Annotated in this window: 14 protein-coding genes and 1 pseudogene; 5 read left to right on the top strand and 10 right to left on the bottom strand. The window is 62.5% G+C overall.

The features are described 5' to 3' along the window. Positions 1-93: 93 nt before the first annotated feature. From truB to rimP, 5 genes are all read right to left on the bottom strand, one after another. Positions 94-1,029: a tRNA pseudouridine(55) synthase TruB gene (gene truB / locus GNZ13_RS34480; protein WP_172172895.1), complete on the bottom strand. Its 936-nt coding sequence runs from the start codon at positions 1,027-1,029 to the stop codon at positions 94-96. Positions 1,030-1,121: 92 nt separating this feature from the next. Continuing rightward, positions 1,122-1,487 (bottom strand): 30S ribosome-binding factor RbfA, encoded by a 366-nt coding sequence (gene rbfA / locus GNZ13_RS34485; protein ID WP_028199735.1) that lies wholly within the window; start codon positions 1,485-1,487, stop codon positions 1,122-1,124. Between the two features lie 210 nt (positions 1,488-1,697). After that, positions 1,698-4,664, bottom strand: a complete 2,967-nt coding sequence (infB, locus tag GNZ13_RS34490) for a translation initiation factor IF-2 (RefSeq protein WP_172172897.1) — start codon at positions 4,662-4,664, stop codon at positions 1,698-1,700. 94 nt (positions 4,665-4,758) lie between these two features. Further along, positions 4,759-6,234: a transcription termination factor NusA gene (gene nusA, locus GNZ13_RS34495; RefSeq protein WP_115782614.1), complete on the bottom strand. Its 1,476-nt coding sequence runs from the start codon at positions 6,232-6,234 to the stop codon at positions 4,759-4,761. Continuing rightward, positions 6,231-6,689 (bottom strand): ribosome maturation factor RimP, encoded by a 459-nt coding sequence (gene rimP / locus GNZ13_RS34500; RefSeq protein WP_028199738.1) that lies wholly within the window; start codon positions 6,687-6,689, stop codon positions 6,231-6,233. Before rimP ends, nusA begins: the two co-directional genes overlap by 4 nt. A gap of 186 nt (positions 6,690-6,875) precedes the next feature. Between rimP and GNZ13_RS34505 the strand changes: the two genes are divergently transcribed. Next, the gene (locus GNZ13_RS34505; RefSeq protein WP_172172899.1) at positions 6,876-7,226 is read left to right on the top strand and encodes a hypothetical protein; all 351 of its coding nucleotides are present in this window, start codon (positions 6,876-6,878) and stop codon (positions 7,224-7,226) included. Here the strand turns inward: GNZ13_RS34505 and rluB are convergent. From rluB to GNZ13_RS34525, 4 genes are all read right to left on the bottom strand, one after another. Beyond that, on the bottom strand, positions 7,223-9,172 hold the full coding sequence (gene rluB, locus GNZ13_RS34510; RefSeq protein ID WP_172172901.1) for a 23S rRNA pseudouridine(2605) synthase RluB: 1,950 nt from the start codon (positions 9,170-9,172) through the stop codon (positions 7,223-7,225). The genes GNZ13_RS34505 and rluB overlap by 4 nt on opposite strands. 64 nt (positions 9,173-9,236) lie before the next feature. Continuing rightward, complete coding sequence (gene scpB / locus GNZ13_RS34515; RefSeq protein ID WP_172172903.1) at positions 9,237-10,199, bottom strand: SMC-Scp complex subunit ScpB; 963 nt, start codon at positions 10,197-10,199, stop codon at positions 9,237-9,239. A 362-nt stretch (positions 10,200-10,561) separates the two neighbouring features. Continuing rightward, complete coding sequence (locus GNZ13_RS34520; protein ID WP_172172905.1) at positions 10,562-11,785, bottom strand: pyridoxal phosphate-dependent aminotransferase; 1,224 nt, start codon at positions 11,783-11,785, stop codon at positions 10,562-10,564. 134 nt (positions 11,786-11,919) lie between these two features. Next, positions 11,920-12,822 (bottom strand): LysR family transcriptional regulator, encoded by a 903-nt coding sequence (locus GNZ13_RS34525; RefSeq protein WP_172172907.1) that lies wholly within the window; start codon positions 12,820-12,822, stop codon positions 11,920-11,922. A gap of 409 nt (positions 12,823-13,231) precedes the next feature. Between GNZ13_RS34525 and GNZ13_RS34530 the strand changes: the two are divergent. Together GNZ13_RS34530 and GNZ13_RS34535 are read left to right on the top strand one after the other, a co-directional pair. After that, positions 13,232-13,627 (top strand): annotated as a pseudogene (locus GNZ13_RS34530) (transposase); the annotation flags it as partial. Positions 13,628-13,927: 300 nt separating this feature from the next. Then, the gene (locus GNZ13_RS34535) at positions 13,928-14,182 is read left to right on the top strand and encodes a hypothetical protein (RefSeq protein ID WP_172172909.1); all 255 of its coding nucleotides are present in this window, start codon (positions 13,928-13,930) and stop codon (positions 14,180-14,182) included. A gap of 368 nt (positions 14,183-14,550) precedes the next feature. Here GNZ13_RS34535 and GNZ13_RS34540 read toward each other — a convergent pair whose 3' ends face one another. After that, positions 14,551-14,874 carry a hypothetical protein gene (locus GNZ13_RS34540; protein WP_172172911.1) on the bottom strand — a complete coding sequence of 108 codons (324 nt, stop codon included), beginning with the start codon at positions 14,872-14,874 and terminating at the stop codon, positions 14,551-14,553. A 267-nt stretch (positions 14,875-15,141) separates the two neighbouring features. Between GNZ13_RS34540 and GNZ13_RS34545 the strand changes: the two genes are divergently transcribed. Next, positions 15,142-15,861: a YdcF family protein gene (locus GNZ13_RS34545; protein ID WP_236002320.1), complete on the top strand. Its 720-nt coding sequence runs from the start codon at positions 15,142-15,144 to the stop codon at positions 15,859-15,861. A gap of 245 nt (positions 15,862-16,106) precedes the next feature. Further along, positions 16,107-16,349, top strand: a complete 243-nt coding sequence (locus tag GNZ13_RS34550) for a hypothetical protein (protein WP_172172915.1) — start codon at positions 16,107-16,109, stop codon at positions 16,347-16,349. Positions 16,350-16,551 lie beyond the last annotated feature (202 nt).

Consider the following 16,551-nt stretch of genomic DNA (forward strand, 5'->3'; position numbering starts at 1 on the left):
CTTCAGTCCGCGACGCTGGCTGTATGCAGGAAAAAAGGCGGGACCGCTGCTGAGCGGTCCCGCCTTTTTTGTTGTTGCTGCTGATATTTCGGCCTAGCTTGCTGCGGTAACGACTAGTCGCTCAGGCGCCAATACGCCCTCGCCTTGCTTCGCGACACCTAGCAGACGCCCTTGTGCCGCATACACGCGTACACGAGGCGCATTCACAGCATCGCCGGTGATGGTCAACTCGGAGAGCTTCAGACGTTGACCGTGCAGGAAGCGCCGGGTCGCGTCTTCGTCCAGTGTGACGAGCGGGAACGTGGACAGCAATGCATCGACCGGTTGCAGCCACGTATCACGCTCGCTCTCCGTCGCATCGGACAACGCGTCGAGCGTCACCGAATTCTCCAGTGTAAGCGCACCAACGCCCGTACGCCGCAGCGCGACCAGATGCGCACCACAACCGAGCGCTTCGCCGATATCCTCGGCGAGCGTGCGCACATATGTGCCTTTGCTGCACGTCACGCGAAACGTCACGTCGGGCAACGCACAGGCCAGCATGTCGAGCGCGTGAATCGTCACTTGGCGCCCTTCCCGCTCGACCGTTTGACCAGCGCGTGCATATTCGTATAACGGCTTGCCGTCGCGCTTGAGCGCCGAATACATCGGCGGGACCTGGACGATGTCGCCGAGAAATTTCCGCATCGCCGCCTGGACCGCAGCCTGATCGCACCTCACGCTCCGCGTGTCGATCGGCTCGCCTTCGGCGTCGCCGGTGGTCGTGCGGATACCGAGGCGCATGGTTGCCTCATAGGTCTTGTCGGCTTCAAGCAGATCTTGCGAAAACTTGGTCGCCTCACCGAAACACAGCGGCAAGAGACCCGTGGCGAGTGGATCGAGCGTGCCGGTGTGGCCCGCCTTTTTAGCCAGATAGAGACGCTTCGCGCGAATCAGCGCGTCGTTGCTCGACAGGCCGAGCGGCTTGTCGAGCAGCAGCACGCCGTCGAGCGCGCGACGCGGCACGCGGGGGCGTTGAGGTGCGGTCATGTCAGAAAGACAGGGTCTTCGAAGTGGTCGGAAACAGCACTAGATGAACTGCAACTGAGGCATTGCAGCCAGGCACACGGATAACGGCGCGCTCAGTCTTCTTTCGCGCGATTGGCGTTCGCCTCGTCGATCAGACGGGACATTTCGACGGCCCGTTCGATCGTCTGGTCATAGTGGAAATGCAGCGTCGGCACGGTATGGATGTGCAGGCGCTTGAACAGCTGATTGTGCAGATGGCCGGCCGCGTGCTGGAGCGCTTCGAGCGTCTGTTGCGGATCGCCGGTCAGCGTCGTGAAGTAAACCTTCGCGTGCGCGTAGTCGGGCGTCAGCTCGACGCTTTGAATCGTGACGAGGCCAATGCGCGGATCCTTGACCTCGCGCAGCAGCTCGGACAGATCGCGCTGGATCTGATCGGCGATCTGCACGTTGCGATTGGGAGAAGAACGTTTTTTAGGCATGGTGTGTGTGATCCGTTCTGACGGATGCAAAAAAGTTGTTCGCGCGAGCCGTGGGGGTTGCGGCCTCTATGGCAATGAGCGGCAATGAGCGCCTTGATAGCGACTGCAAACCACCGCGGGGCGCACTACGCGACAAATGCGCCGGCCCAAAAACAACGGGCGAAGCGGGCGCTTAAGCCCGCTCCGCCCGTTGAGCCAATGCCGCGTGAATTACAGCGTACGCGCGACTTCGGTAATCTCGAAGACTTCGAACTGATCGCCTTCGACGATATCGTTGAAGTTCTTGATCGACATACCGCACTCGAAGCCCTGACGGACTTCCTTCACGTCGTCCTTGAAACGCTTGAGCGAATCGAGCTCGCCCGTGAAGATGACGACGTTGTTGCGCAGCACGCGCACCGACGAGGAGCGCTTGACGAAACCGTCCGTGACCATACAGCCGGCCACCGCGCCGATCTTCGGTACCTTGAAGACCTGACGCACTTCGACCGTACCCGTCACGATTTCGCGCTTCTCCGGTGCCAGCATGCCCGACATCGCAGCCTTCACTTCATCTACTGCGTCATAGATGATGTTGTAGTAGCGAATATCGACGCCGTTGCTTTCCGCCAGCTTGCGTGCCTGGGCATCCGCACGGGTGTTGAAGCCGATGATGACCGCCTTCGAAGCCGTAGCCAGGTTGACGTCCGACTCGCTGATGCCGCCGACGGCGCCGTGCACGATCTGCACGCGGACTTCGTCGGTCGACAGCTTGAGCAGCGACTGCACCAAAGCTTCCTGCGAACCTTGCACGTCGGCCTTGACGATGAGCGGCATGTACGCCACTTCGCCTTCGCCCATCTGTTCCAGCATGTTCTCGAGCTTCGCGGCCTGTTGCTTGGCCAGCTTGACGTCGCGGAACTTGCCTTGACGGAACAGCGCGACTTCACGTGCCTTGCGGTCGTCCGGCATGACGATCATTTCTTCGCCTGCTTGCGGCACTTCCGACAGGCCTTGAATCTCAACCGGGATCGACGGGCCTGCCGACTTGGTCGGCTTGCCGGTTTCGTCGAGCATGGCTCGCACGCGACCGTAAGCGCTGCCTGCCAGCACCACGTCGCCACGGTTCAGCGTACCCGACTGGACCAGGATCGTTGCGACCGGACCCTTACCCTTATCGAGCTTCGCTTCGATGACCAGACCCTTGGCGGGCGCTTCGATCGGTGCCTTCAGTTCCAGCACTTCGGCTTGCAGCAGCACGTTTTCGAGCAGGTCGTCGATGCCCGCGCCGGTTTTAGCCGACACCGACACGAACGGCGAATCGCCACCGTATTCTTCCGGCACGACGCCTTCCGCGACGAGTTCCTGCTTCACGCGCTCCGGATTCGCATCCGGCTTGTCGATCTTGTTGATCGCGACGACGAGCGGCACGCCGCCTGCCTTCGCGTGGGCAATGGCTTCCTTCGTTTGCGGCATCACGCCGTCGTCGGCTGCAACCACCAGAATCACGATGTCGGTTGCCTTCGCACCGCGAGCACGCATGGCCGTAAATGCTTCGTGGCCCGGCGTATCGAGGAACGTGATGACGCCGCGCGGCGTTTCGACGTGATATGCGCCGATGTGCTGCGTAATCCCGCCCGCTTCGCCCGCTGCAACCTTGGCGCGGCGGATGTAGTCGAGCAGCGAGGTCTTGCCGTGGTCGACGTGGCCCATGACCGTGACGACCGGCGGACGCGGCAGTGCTTCTGCGTCCGTGATCTCGCCTTCGACCAGCATCGCTTCCGGATCGTCCAGCTTGGCCGCAACCGCGTGGTGGCCCAGTTCCTCGACGATGATCATCGCCGTTTCCTGGTCCAGCATCTGGTTGATCGTGACCATCTGGCCGAGCTTCATCATCGACTTGATGACTTCCGAGGCCTTCACCGCCATCTTGTGCGCCAGATCGGCGACCGTAATGGTTTCCGGCACGTGCACTTCACGCACGATCGGTTCGGTCGGCGCCTGGAACGTGGTGTTCTGATCCTGATGCTTGCCGCGACCCTTAGGGCCACCGCGCCAGCCGCGATCGACACCGCCGCTCGTATCGCCGCGCGTCTTGATGCCGCGGCGCTTCGCTGCGTCGTCCTGCCAGCCGCCCTTGCCACCGCCCGGCTTCTTCTTGTCGCCAGCCGACGGCGTGGTCGTTGCAGCCGGAGCCGCAGCAGCCGGCTTCTTGGCTGCCGGACGTGCCGGTGCTTCGCCTGCCGGACGCGCCGGCTTGTGCAGCGTGCCCTTGGCTTCCACAGCCTTGACCGGCTCAGCGGGCTTCGGTGCCGGTTCCGGCGCCTTGACCTGCGCCTTGCGCGGCGTGTTCATCATTTCGCGAATCGCACGCGCTTCGGCTTCTGCCGCGGCACGGCGCTTGCTGATTTCTTCCTGCTCGGCGCGCGTTTTCTCGGCGGCCTGACGCGCTGCGTCTTCCGCTTTCTTCGCCGCTTCGCGTTGAGCGGCACGTTCTGCCGCAGCGCGCTCGTCTTCCTGCTCGCTTTCCTTGGCAACCCCCGGTTCCGCAGCCTTGGCCGCGACCGGTTCAGCCTTCGCAGCCGCCGGCTGGGCAGCCTTCGCCGGCTTCGCAGCTTGAGCCTGCTCGCGAGCAGCCGCTTCGGCCGCAGCCGCCGCGCGCTTCTTCGCCGCTTCTTCTTCCGCACGACGGCGCTCGGCTTCAGCAGCCTGCTCGCGCGCCTGACGTTCGGCTTCTTCGCGTTCGAGCTGCTCCTGACGCGCCTTCAACTCCTGAGCCTGCTTTTCGAGCAGCTCGGCTTCGTGACGAGCTTCCTCTTCACGACGCTGGAGTTCGAGATCGTCGACGTCGACCTCGGCCACATGATTCGATGCATCGCCGCCTTCAGCGGCGGATTCGTCGCGGCGGACGAAAGTGCGCTTCTTACGCACCTCGACCTGAATGGTGCGAGCTTTGCCCGTCGCGTCGGATTGCTTGATCTCCGACGTATGCCGTTTCGTCAGCGTGATCTTGCGCTTGTCCGCATCAGTCGAGCCGTGAGACTTGCGCAAGTGGTCGAGCAGACGCGCCTTGTCCGTTTCGGACAAGCTGTCGTCTTCGCTCGCTTTAGTGACGCCTGCTGCCTGAAGCTGCTCAAGGAGCACGCCTGCAGGCATTTTCAGTTCCGCGGCAAATTGGGCTACGTTGTTACTCGCCATTCATTCCTCTTAATGCAAGGACCGATTCCTTGCGGTTAGCATCTTGTCATGCGGCCTAACGGCCGCGTTCAATTTAGTGCGCCATGGTCATTTCTCACTGGAACCAATGTTCACGTGCTTTCATGATCAACGCCTTAGCGGCATCCTCTTCCATTCCGGTCATCTCGACCAGTTCATCCACAGCCAGTTCGGCGAGTTCGTCGCGCGTCTGGATCTGGTGTTCGGCAAGCTTGGCGAGCAGGTCGGCATCCATGCCGTCCAGGCTCTTCAGGTCGAGTGCAACATTTTCGACCTTTTCTTCATTCGCGATCGCCAACGTCAACAGCGCGTCGCGCGAGCGATTACGCAGTTCGTGAACGGTGTCTTCGTCGAATGCTTCGATTTCGAGCATCTCGTTGAGCGGCACATAGGCGATCTCTTCGAGGCTCGTAAAGCCTTCGTCGATCAGGATGTCGGCCACTTCTTCGTCGACATCGAGACGCGCCATGAACAGGTCACGCAGTACGCCGCGCTCCTGATTCTGCTTTTGCGCAGATTCGTCCGGCGTCATGATGTTGATCTGCCAGCCGGTGAGTTCGCTGGCAAGACGCACGTTCTGGCCGCTTCGGCCGATCGCGACCGCCAGTTCGTTTTCGTCTACGACGACGTCCATCGAATGCTTTTCTTCATCGACGACGATCGACTGGACGGCTGCCGGCGCGAGCGCGCCGATCACAAACTGTGCGGGATCTTCCGACCATAGCACGATGTCGACGTTTTCGCCACCGAGCTCGTTACGCACGGCCTGTACACGCGAACCGCGGATACCGACGCAAGTGCCGATCGGATCGATGCGCTTGTCGTAAGCGACCACGCCGATCTTGGCGCGCACGCCCGGATCGCGGGCTGCCGCCTTGATTTCCAGCAGACCCTGTTCGATTTCCGGCACTTCCATTTCGAACAGCTTCATCAGGAATTCGGGCGCCGTACGCGACAGCTCGATCTGCGGACCGCGAGCGGTGCGATCGACCTTCGCAATGTAGGCGCGCACGCGGTCACCCACGCGCAGGTTTTCCTTCGGAATCAGCTGGTCGCGGCGCAGCAGCGCTTCGACACGGCCGGTTTCGACGATGAAGTTGCCCTTATCCAGGCGCTTCACCGAGCCGGTCATGATGTGCTCGCCGCGCTCGAGGAAGTCGTTCAGGATCTGCTCGCGTTCCGCGTCGCGCACCTTCTGCAGGATCACCTGCTTGGCGGCTTGCGCGCCGATACGGCCGAATTCGATCGACGGCACCGGTTCTTCGATGTATTCGTCGAGCTGGATTTCCGGCTTCTGTTCGCGTGCTTCGAACAGCAGAATTTCCTGATCCGGCTCTTGCAGGCCAGCTTCGTCCGGCACCACCTTCCAGCGGCGAAACGTTTCGTGCTCGCCGCTTTCACGGTCGATCTGGACGCGGATGTCCGCGTCTTCTTCGAAGAGTTTCTTGGAGGCCGAAGCGAGGGCCGCCTCGAGCGCGGCAAATACCACGTCTTTATCGACGTTCTTCTCGCGTGCCAGCGCATCCACCAGCATCAACACTTCGCGACTCATTGTTTGCGGCTCCTAAAGTCAACTTTCGGAACGAGGCGTGCCTTATCGATATCCGCGACGGTGAAATCGAGCATCGCGGCGCCTTCCTTCCCTTCAAATTCCAGTCCGATCGTCTCGCCTTGCGGAGCATGCAGAATGCCCCGGTACGATTTCCGTCCGTCCAATGGCTTTTTCAATGTGATTACCACTTCGCTGCCTGCGAAGCGTTCGAAATCCGCCAGTTTTTTCAGCGGGCGGTCGAGACCCGGCGACGACACTTCAAGCCGCTCGTAATCGATATTTTCGACCGTCAGAACGTGCTGGAGCTGACGCGTGACTTTCTCGCAGTCTTCGATCGCGATGCCGGCCGGCTGGTCGATATAAATACACAACATGCCGCGCCCAGTGCGCTCGAGATCGACGAGCTCGTAGCCGAGTCCCACGACCGTGGTTTCAATCAGTTCCGTCAGTTGCACAGTGCCCTCTAAGATGTTCGCGCGGCGAGACCTGCCGGGTTTGTCTGCAAACACCAATGCGGGCCGCGCGCCAAGCCGGCGCACGTTCGTGCTACCCGAGATGCCGAACCACTGAGAACTGAGCGGCAAAAAAAAATGGGCTAAACGCCCATCATCTTATTACCGGTGGTCGCACCTGAGCCGCACATGAAAAGCCGCACGCCCAGCGACTTCGCGATTGTAGCCATTTTTCGGGACAAACGCAAACCGCAGAACGCCGCACGAAGCGCATTTCCGCTTGATTTCATGGGAATCTTTCAACGATATAGCGACGCTCCGGGCCTTTTGCAAGGCGACTTGCGCCGCCTCAGGCCGGCGCCGGACAAGCAGGGCCAACAAACTCTGCCCCTACTTATGCGCACGCCGTGGTTTTATGCGTTATATGAAACCCGCGATGAAACCCACGGCGCTCGTCGATCGATTCTGACGGTGGCGAAGCGTAAATCGTTGAGGAACGATCAACGGCCGACCGTCATGCTTAATTCACTTGGTGCTTAGCGGCCACGCGTGCGACTGCGCGGCGCGCCGCCGCCACGATTGGCGCCGCCCGCGTTGGGGTTGCCGCCACCGGCGCGGTTGGCATTACCGCCACGATTGCCGCCCGGCCCGCGGCTGCCACCGCCGCTGCCCGGATTGCCGCCGGGGCCGCCGGCACGCTTACCGCCGCCCGCCGCCGCACGGTTGCCATTGCCCGACGGCGCGCGATTGCCGTCGACGTCACGGCCGCCACGCGGGCCAGACGCAGCGCCGCCGCCCATCGGGCCGCTGAAGCCGCCGGCGCTGCGGCCAGCGCCGCGATTGCCGTAGCCACCACCACCTCCACCACCAAAACCACCACCCGCACCGCCGCCGAAGCCTCCACCCGCCGCACCACGACGGCCTTGACCGCGCGGCTGCTGCTGATCGAAACGGCCATGCGACATCAGCACCGGTTCGCGGCTAATGAAGCCCATCGACGTCTGCATCGGGTCCGGCTGCTTACGCTCCGGCGCCTCTCTGCGGCCGCCCTTTTCTTCCGTCGGCGCCTTCAGGCCGACCGACGCCATCAGCGCGCGCACCTGATTATCTTCGAGTTCTTCCCAACGACCGCGCTTCAGGCCCTTCGGCAGCGAAATCGGGCCGTGACGCGTGCGGATCAGGCGGCTGACCATCAGGCCGGCCGCTTCGAACATGCGGCGCACTTCACGGTTACGCCCTTCGGCGAGCGCGACGTGATACCAATGATTGGTGCCCTCGCCGCCGCCATCGCGGATGCGCAGGAAATTCGCCGGGCCGTCTTCCAGCTCGACGCCGTGCAACAGCTTCTGACGCATGCCTTCCGCCAGTTCGCCGACCACGCGCACCGCATATTCACGCTCGACGCTGTAACGCGGATGCATGAAACGGTTTGCCAGATCGCCCGAGGTGGTCAGCATCAGCAGACCTTCGGTGTTGAAGTCGAGGCGGCCGACCGCGAGCCACTTGGCAGTCTTCATGGGCGGCAGCTTGTCGAACACCGACGGGCGGCCTTCCGGATCGGCGTGGCTGACGATTTCGCCGGTCGGTTTGTGATACAGCAGCACGCGCGGCGGCTTGTTGGCCAGCTTGCGCTTGACCGGCTTGCCGTTGATGCGGACCTGGTCGGTCGGCATGATGCGTTGGCCGATGTGAGCCGGCTCACCGTTCACCGACACGCGGCCGGCAACGATCAATTCTTCCATGTCGCGGCGCGAGCCCATGCCGGCTTCGGCCAGCACTTTGTGCAGCTTCGGCGCGTCGTCGTCCGCGGCGAGAACTCGTTTGGGCGCGGCCGGCTTGCCACGGCGCAGCATCGGGGCACGCACGCCGCCGGTAGCGCTGTTGTCCGCATCGAATGCCGGCGAGGTGACGTACGAGAACAGGTCGTCCGGGCTCGCTTCGGTTGCGGCTGCCACCGGTGCTTCGCCGCCACGGCGATTCTGACGCTGACCGGCTTCGCGCGGCTGACGCCCACGAGGTCCGCCTTCGCGGGGTCCGCCTTCGCGCTGCCCTTCACGTTGACCTTCGCGAGGTCCGCCTTCGCGGGGGCCGCCCTCGCGGGGCGCACCCTCACGTTGACCGCCCTCGCGCTTCGCGCCGCCGGCATTGCGGCGCGGGCCTTGGCCCTTGGCGCCTGCATCTTTGCGCGGCATGCGCACCTGCGCGACCACCTCGCCGTCCGGCGGCGTTTCGGTGACGACCGGCGCGCCTTGCGCGGGCGCGCCTTCGGCGCCCTTCGTCTTCGCGCCGGCGCGGCGCCGCGCGATCAGGCTGCGCGGTCCTCGACGCAGGCCGCGGCGCGGACGGTCTTCGCCGTCTGCTTCCGTGGTCTGCGCCGGGCGCTCGCCCTCGCCGGCCGACGCTTGCGTGGTGCGCGTTTCGTCGGCGCGTGCCGGCGGCACGGCGCGCTCGGATTCGGACGAATCGGTGTCGTGGGTATGTGTCAAAACAACCTCAAAATGTCAGGTCGCGCACGCCCATTGCGGGCGTGGCAAAAAAAGTTCGGTTACGTCAGGCGCTGCGCGACTCGGGTTCGTCGTCGGTCAGAATGCCTGCGTCCTGCGCGGCATCGCGGCGATCCTCTGGATCGCCGTGCGCCGCCGTGGTCGGGTTCGGCTCGGCGGCGTGCTCCGTATCGCGGAGTACGCCCGAGTCGTGCGCGGGTATTGCCGGATCGGCCTGGGAGACCGGATCGTGATTCAGATTCAGTGCGGGCTCGGCAGCGCCGGCCTGCGGTTCAACGTTTGCCGCTTCGGCATATTCCTGCGCGGCTGGGGCTGCAGCAGCATCCTGATGCGACTCGGGTGCCGGCGCGACATTCGCCTCGCCTGCGGCGGAGTCCACCTGCTCCTCGGGCGCCCCCGCTTCCGTGCCCATTTCGCCGGAAGCCAATGCCTGCGCAGCCTCGACCTCGGAAAATTCGATCGCATGCTGACCGAGCAGATCCGCGTTCAGCTGCGCCGACGGATCGGCGAGCGGCGGCAATTCGTCGAGCGCCTTCAAACCAAGGTCGTCGAGAAATTGCCGTGTGGTCGCGTACAGCGCCGGACGGCCTGGCACATCACGATGGCCGATCACTTCGATCCAGCCGCGATCCTCGAGCTGCTTGACGACCTGCGTATTCACCGTGACGCCGCGAATCTCTTCGATATCGCCGCGCGTGACCGGTTGCCTGTACGCAATGATCGCGAGCGTCTCGAGCACCGCGCGCGAATATTTCGGCGGCTTCTCGGGATGCAAACGATCCAGGTACGAACGCATCGCGGGCTTGCTTTGAAATCGCCAGCCCGACGCCAGCCCGACCAGCTCCACACCGCGCCCAGACCAATCCTGCTTGAGGTCTTCGAGCAAATTCCGAACAGTGTCTGCCGACACGCCGTCGGCAAAGAGCTTGCGCAAATCGCCGAGCTTTAACGGCTCCTGCGCGCAGATCAAGGCAGTCTCGAGGACGATCTTCGCCTCTTGGGTATTCATGCAGCTAGGTCAGACCCTGTGGTCAAAGAACCGGATCAAACAGACGATGTGGAACTGAAGACGCGCTCGCCCGATTCTGATCGGTCATATTGATGGGAGCACGCACCGGGGGGAGGCGAAACAGGCAATCGAGCCAAACCCAGCCGGACGGAGCAGCGATATTCCTGAAAGGAATCGCGTGACTGAGCGCCATATTACGCAAAAACAATCGGTGCGTAAAGACGAAATCCCCGACGCATTTTTCAGCTATGCCTCAACGCGCCCGCTTAAAAGGAAAAGCTGGCGGAAATGAACAGGAATCGGACCCGAATAGGCCCGAAATCGGTCCTTAAGCCGAGGCGCGTGCCGCATTCCACCACGGCTCAATGCGCGCCGTGCTGAGCCAGGAACCGCTTCAGACGTTCGACACCCGCGTCGAGCCGAGCCGTGTCGCAGGCATAGCACCAGCGCACGAAGCCCTCGCCTTCCTGGCCGAACGCGCTGCCGGGCGCCACGCCCAAACCCACTTCGCGCACCATGGCTTTGCATAGCTCGAGGCTGCGCGACGCACCCGGCATCGAGAAAAACAGATACATCGCCCCAAGCGGCGCCTTCACGTCGACACCCGGCACGGTGGACAGCGCACGCACCAGATGGTCGCGCGACGCCTTCAGGTCGAGCACCAGCTCCTGCGTGAAGCGCTCGCCCTGCTGGACGGCCGCGACGCCCGCCTGCTGGACGAAAGCCGGCGCGCACGACGTGTTGTATTCGACCAACTTGCCCAGATCGTCCATCAGCGAGGCCGGCGCGACTATCCAGCCGAGCCGCCAGCCGGTCATCAGCCATGCCTTGGAAAACGAGTTGACGCAGATCACGCGCTCGTCGCGCGCGGCCAGATCGAGAAACGACGGCGCCGTGCGCGAATGGGCGCCGCGCGCACCGGAATCGGCGTCCGAATAGTAAAGACGTTCGTAGACTTCGTCGGCGACGATCCAGATACCGTGGCTACGGCAATGCGCCAGCACGGCTCGCTGCTCGTCGCGGCTCATCACCCAGCCGGTCGGATTGTTCGGCGAATTGATCAGCAGCATCTTCGTGTCCGGCGTCAACGCTGCCAGCAGCTGCTCGAGATCGAGTTGCCAGCCGCGTTCACCGTAGCCCAGCGCGACGGTGTCCACATGCGCGCCGAGAATCTTGGGAATCTCGACCAGATTCGGCCACAGCGGCGTTATCGCGACGACACGGTCACCCGCGCCCACTACCAACTGCGCGGCCAGCATCAACGCGTTGACACCGGCGCTCGTCACCGCGATGTGATCGGGCGACGTCGCCCCGTGCAACTCGCTGACGTAGTCCGCAAGCGCTGCGCGCAGCGGCGCAATGCCCAGGTTATGTGTATAGAAGGTAGCGCCGGCGGTCAACGCGGCGCTGGCGGCATCGCGAATGAAGGCCGGGGTCACCCGGTCGGACTCACCGAACCAGAACGGCAGCACGTCTGCGACGCCGAAACCGGCATTCGCTACTTCACGAATCTGCGAAGGACGCAGTGCGCGCACCGCATCGCGCGCGTTGGGGATGGAGGGCACAGGCAGATCCGATTCGCTCATCGAGGCTTCCAGACGGTGGTAGACAGGTAATGGGTCAAGACTGACGCGTGGGAGGCGTGGGAGAGGCGACAGTTTAGCGCGGCGCCTGTTTTTCGGACGGCGAAGTCACCGGGTGCCGAGGCGTGCCCGAGTCATCAGATCAGATCCTCCGCCCGCGCCGGCAATTGCCGAATCAGGCTCCACACGGCCTCCGCCGCCGGCGACAGCGAGCGGTCGCGCCGCCGTACCAGTTCAACCGTGCGCTCGGCGCGCGGCACGAGTGGCCGCGCCACCAGCGAGGCGCCCGCCGGTAGCGGCAGCGCCAGCCACGGCAGCACGCTTACGCCGACACCCGCTTCGACCAGCCCAAAAACGGTCGCGGAATGCCCCAACTCCTGCACCACGGTGGCGCTCACGCCGTACTCCTGCATCACGGCGTCGATGATCGGCCGGCTGCCTGACGCGTAATCGAGCATGACGAGTTGCTGGCCGTCCAGGTCGGTCCATGCCACCCGCTTCTGCGCCGCCAAGGGGTGGTCGTCGCGCGAAACGACACAAAATGAGTCCGTCATGAGCGATTCGCTAAGCAGGTCGTCGGCGGAAAACGGGCCGATGATTACGCCGAAATCGACTTCGCCCGACTTCACCTTGCGCACCACGTCGCTTTGCACGTCGTCGCGCAGACCCAATGTGATGTAGGGGAACTGGCGTCCGCACGACGCCACCACGCCAGGCATCAACCGGCAGGCGACCGTCGGGCTCGCGGCCACCACTACCCGCCCGCGGCGCTGTTCGCCGATTTCGCGGATCTCGCGCAACGCGTCGTCCAGATCCGTCAGCAGGCGTGACACGCTCGATACCAGGTTGCCGCCGACATCCGTGAGCTGCACCTCGCGCGTGGTGCGGTCGATCAACTTCAGACCGATCTCCCCCTCCAGTTCGCGTACGCAGCGGCTGACCGCCGATTGCGTCAGACCGATCTCATCGCCGGCCCGGCTGAAGCTCTGCAAACGGGCGACCTCAATGAAAACCCTTAGCTGGCGCAGCGTCACATTCATTTACCGACCTCATTAATAACCTCATTTGATGCGCATTGTATGGCGAAACACCGCACTAGATTGGCATTTAGTGATCTCGCTGCAATGCAGCAATAAGGCGCAAACGCACGCTGGTCGGGCCTGATTGCACAAGATTGGTGATTGTCCCGATTTGCGAGATGGGTTTTTTGGATTCTTATACGGCCCTAGCTAGCGCCCGCGCTGGCCCGCTGTCACAGGGCTTTCAGGTAGTCGGACTCAACTTGGCACACTTCCTGCATTTACATGCACACAGGGTCGGCGCCATGACTTCTGACTGAATAGCAGACCGTGGCAAGCCCGACCCCCCTTGGCACTCGCCTATCGAGTGCATGGAGAGTGCGCGGCGCGGGGCAGCGCACCGGAGTTAGCTTCGCTGAGGTGAAACATGATGCTGTTCGACGATTTGAGAGACAACGAGTGGGCGCTGGTCGAGGCGTTGTTCTGTGCGGAGCCAGCACGGAGCGAACGGCGCGGTCGGCCACGCGTGGAAGCACGCGCGGTTGTCAACGCTGTGCTTTGGGTACTGTCGACGGGTGAAGGCTGGTCGAAACTGCCGGGCCGCTATCCGTCGCCGCCGACTTGCCGCCGTCGCTTCGACGAATGGCAAGCCGATGGTACGCTCGCCGAAATAGTTAAGCGACTCGGCACGAGCGGCCGTGAAATTTCGCTGCGCGGGCGCATTGGCGCGACCGCGGCGAAACCGCCGGCACCGCCGAGCCGCGACCGCCTGCGTGGCGCGTTCTGGACTAATCCGGAATCGTGGCGCGCGCCGGTCAAGATGGCCTGACGCGAATTGTTTTGCCTCCGGGCGCCTGCGGGCGCCCGGCGTGTATCTGTGCCGCCGGGCACCTGCGGGCGCCGTATCTCGACGCCCGACCGACCAACAATGGGCACCGCTCCTCGGCGCGCCCAGCGCAGTTGTCCCTTCCTGCTTCACCGCCAAGTCGCTTCGGACGCCTGAAGCGGCTTGACGGTTGCCGGTGAAACATCCATTTACTATTACTTACAGCGTGCTTTCGTTAGTCGGCATACCTTATGTGTATGCAAACAGGCCTTGAGTCGATCGGCTTGACGGGAGCTCAGCATGAAACCAATGTCACTGCTTCTGTGCGGCATTGTCGTTTCATCAATGGCCGCACCGGCGCTCGCACAGCAGCGTCCACAAGGCGGAAACGGGCGGCCGGATCACACCGCCACAGTTGAAGCCTGGCAGCAAAGCGATGCACGCAGCCGCGAATTCACGCCGCCGGTGCCGCGTGGCGACTTGCGCGGCGATATCGCGAGCAATGTACGCACGCGGCCGGAACCGCCGCGCGAAGATCCTACGCGCCGCCGCTAGGCATGCGCCAACGCGCCCATGACTGACTGGGCGTGCTTCAGATCGTGCGTGATCCTGCGTATCGGGACCGCTGCTATTGTCCGCTATGGCTAGCGTTCGCCGAAACCGCGAGAGAACACGCTGCATAGCGAATTGAACGATTGGGGGAACCACCCGGCGTTGCGCCAGTCTGATTTAACGCCATTAGCACAGCGTGGCAGTAGCAATTCCGGTACGCCCGTATCCTTGCGATACGGGCTTTTTTTTGCGTCAACGAACGGGCGGTGCGCACTGTAACCAGGTGTGTAAGCTGAGCAATGAAGCTGAGCAATAAAATCACCGCCAGCCGCGTAAAACGGCTGGAAAACAGCGCCAGTCTGTCCGCCGTCCTAAGGCCGGGCTTCGAGAACGGCTGTGGGCCGCGCCTCGGCTGTAGCGACGACGTAGTCGTTCATTCGCTGTGAGGTCCAACTCAACAGGCGTTCGTCGTGCGCGAGTCTCGCGAACTCGGCCCTGCCCCGCTCGGTGAGCACGGCGATATCGACAGGTGCATGAAAACCCGGAGCCGGTGCGACAGTGCGCTGCCGAACAGTGTCCATCAGGCCCAGCGCACGAAGATATTGGAATACACCCGGCCGTCTGGCCCATGGGACCTGGCGATATTGCGCCCGCCGCAGCGCTTCAAGTACCGCTTCGTTGGAATACGTGGTCATCTCACTTCTTTCTTAAAGTGCAGCTATGACACAACTATGCCCAACACGTCACCGCGCCACCAGTGACGCGCATGGCACCCGCCCTTGGCTGGAAGCCGGCTGCGTGCCATATAGCCGAATTCCGCCAGGTGCTGCCTAGTCTCGTTTTTCGGAACCCCCGTCAGAACGGTATGTTAGCGTTCTCTCTACGGGCCGACGATGCAACCGCTACGGCGCGATAGCAAGCCCATAGATTTGTCCCGAAAGTCATACGTTACCCCATTTAAATTGATTCTATTCACTTTATTAGCGCTTTTTTTTGCAGCAATCGTGCTATGGAAGCGCGCCCGCCGGCCTCTCGCCATTGTCACGATCGCCCTGTTCTGGCTGCTCGCCGCCGGCTGGCTCACTGCGCCATTGCTGGAATTGGCGCAACCGCATCGGCAGACCGACACGCCTGCCAGTTTCGCACAGCGCACTGCGATCATCATGCTCGGCGGCGGCACCATCTACGACGATGACGACATCCTCGTGCCGCCGCCTGATGTGCTCGCGCGCATCGCAGTGAGCGCGCAGAACTATGCGGCCTGCAAGCGTACCGCAGCCATGTGTCAGGTGATCGTGAGCGGTGGCAATCCGCAGCGGCGTGCCGCAACCGAAGCGGACACCTATCTGCCTTACCTGCTGCGCAAACAGGTGCCGCGCACGGACATCGTGCTGGAAAACAGCAGCCGCACGACGTACGAAAACGCGCGCAACGTCTCGGCTATTCTCGAACGATCACGCTACGATTCCCTGATACTCGTCACCTCCGCGTATCAGATGCCGCGCGCGTTGCTCGACTTCCATCATTTCGGTCTTACGCCGCAGCCGCTGATCTCGAGCGCGCGACGCGCACATCTCGGTGTACTGCCGCGCTATGACAATCTGGTGAATGCGGAGATTGCGCTGCACGAACTGATTGGAATTGCACAATTTCATGTCTATCGTGCAATCGGATGGTTCTGAAACTCACTCGCAGTGACGAGGTAATTTATTTAGAGATGCGAATATTCCTTATGTCGACAACGCTCTATCGAGTTTGACGCGAGATCGTTATCGACAGCGATAGTGGCATGAGCGTAACAAGATGTAACCAATTGTCATCGCAGTTACAAAACGTCCGCTGGAGCGGATATTGCTCGCTAGAATGCATTGTCTTTCCGATTGGACAGGCAAATACTCGGGTCCATAACCACTCTGCGGAGGTAACAATGAAGAAAGTGTCCCTGGCGATCCTGATTTCCCTCGGTGCCTTAACGGGCGTGGCCTATGCGCAGGACACCGGCGTCATGATGAGCACCGATCCGGCCAAGGCCGCTGACGTCGAGCAACGCGCGCAAGATTTACAAAACCGCCAGCAAGCAATGGAAAGCGCACCGGCTATGCCGGAGAAACATCACAAGATGACCCCGCATCATAAGAAGGCCGCGAAGCCGATGGCCGCCAGTTCGTAAGCGCAGTTGACAGCATCACCCGCGGCCTCGCCGCGAAGGTGAAAAGCCGAAGCCGGCACCGCCGGTTTCGGCTTTTTTGTCGTCTAATGGACTTGCTACAGGCCCGTTGTGCCCGGCTGACGTTATGCTAAAGTCGCGCACCGACCGGCACCCAGCGACCGTCGCCCGGCCGGAATCCCCCTAACCTGTGCGCACCTTGGTG

This window comes from Paraburkholderia elongata (assembly GCF_013177735.1).
GTDB classification, from domain to species: domain Bacteria; phylum Pseudomonadota; class Gammaproteobacteria; order Burkholderiales; family Burkholderiaceae; genus Paraburkholderia; species Paraburkholderia elongata.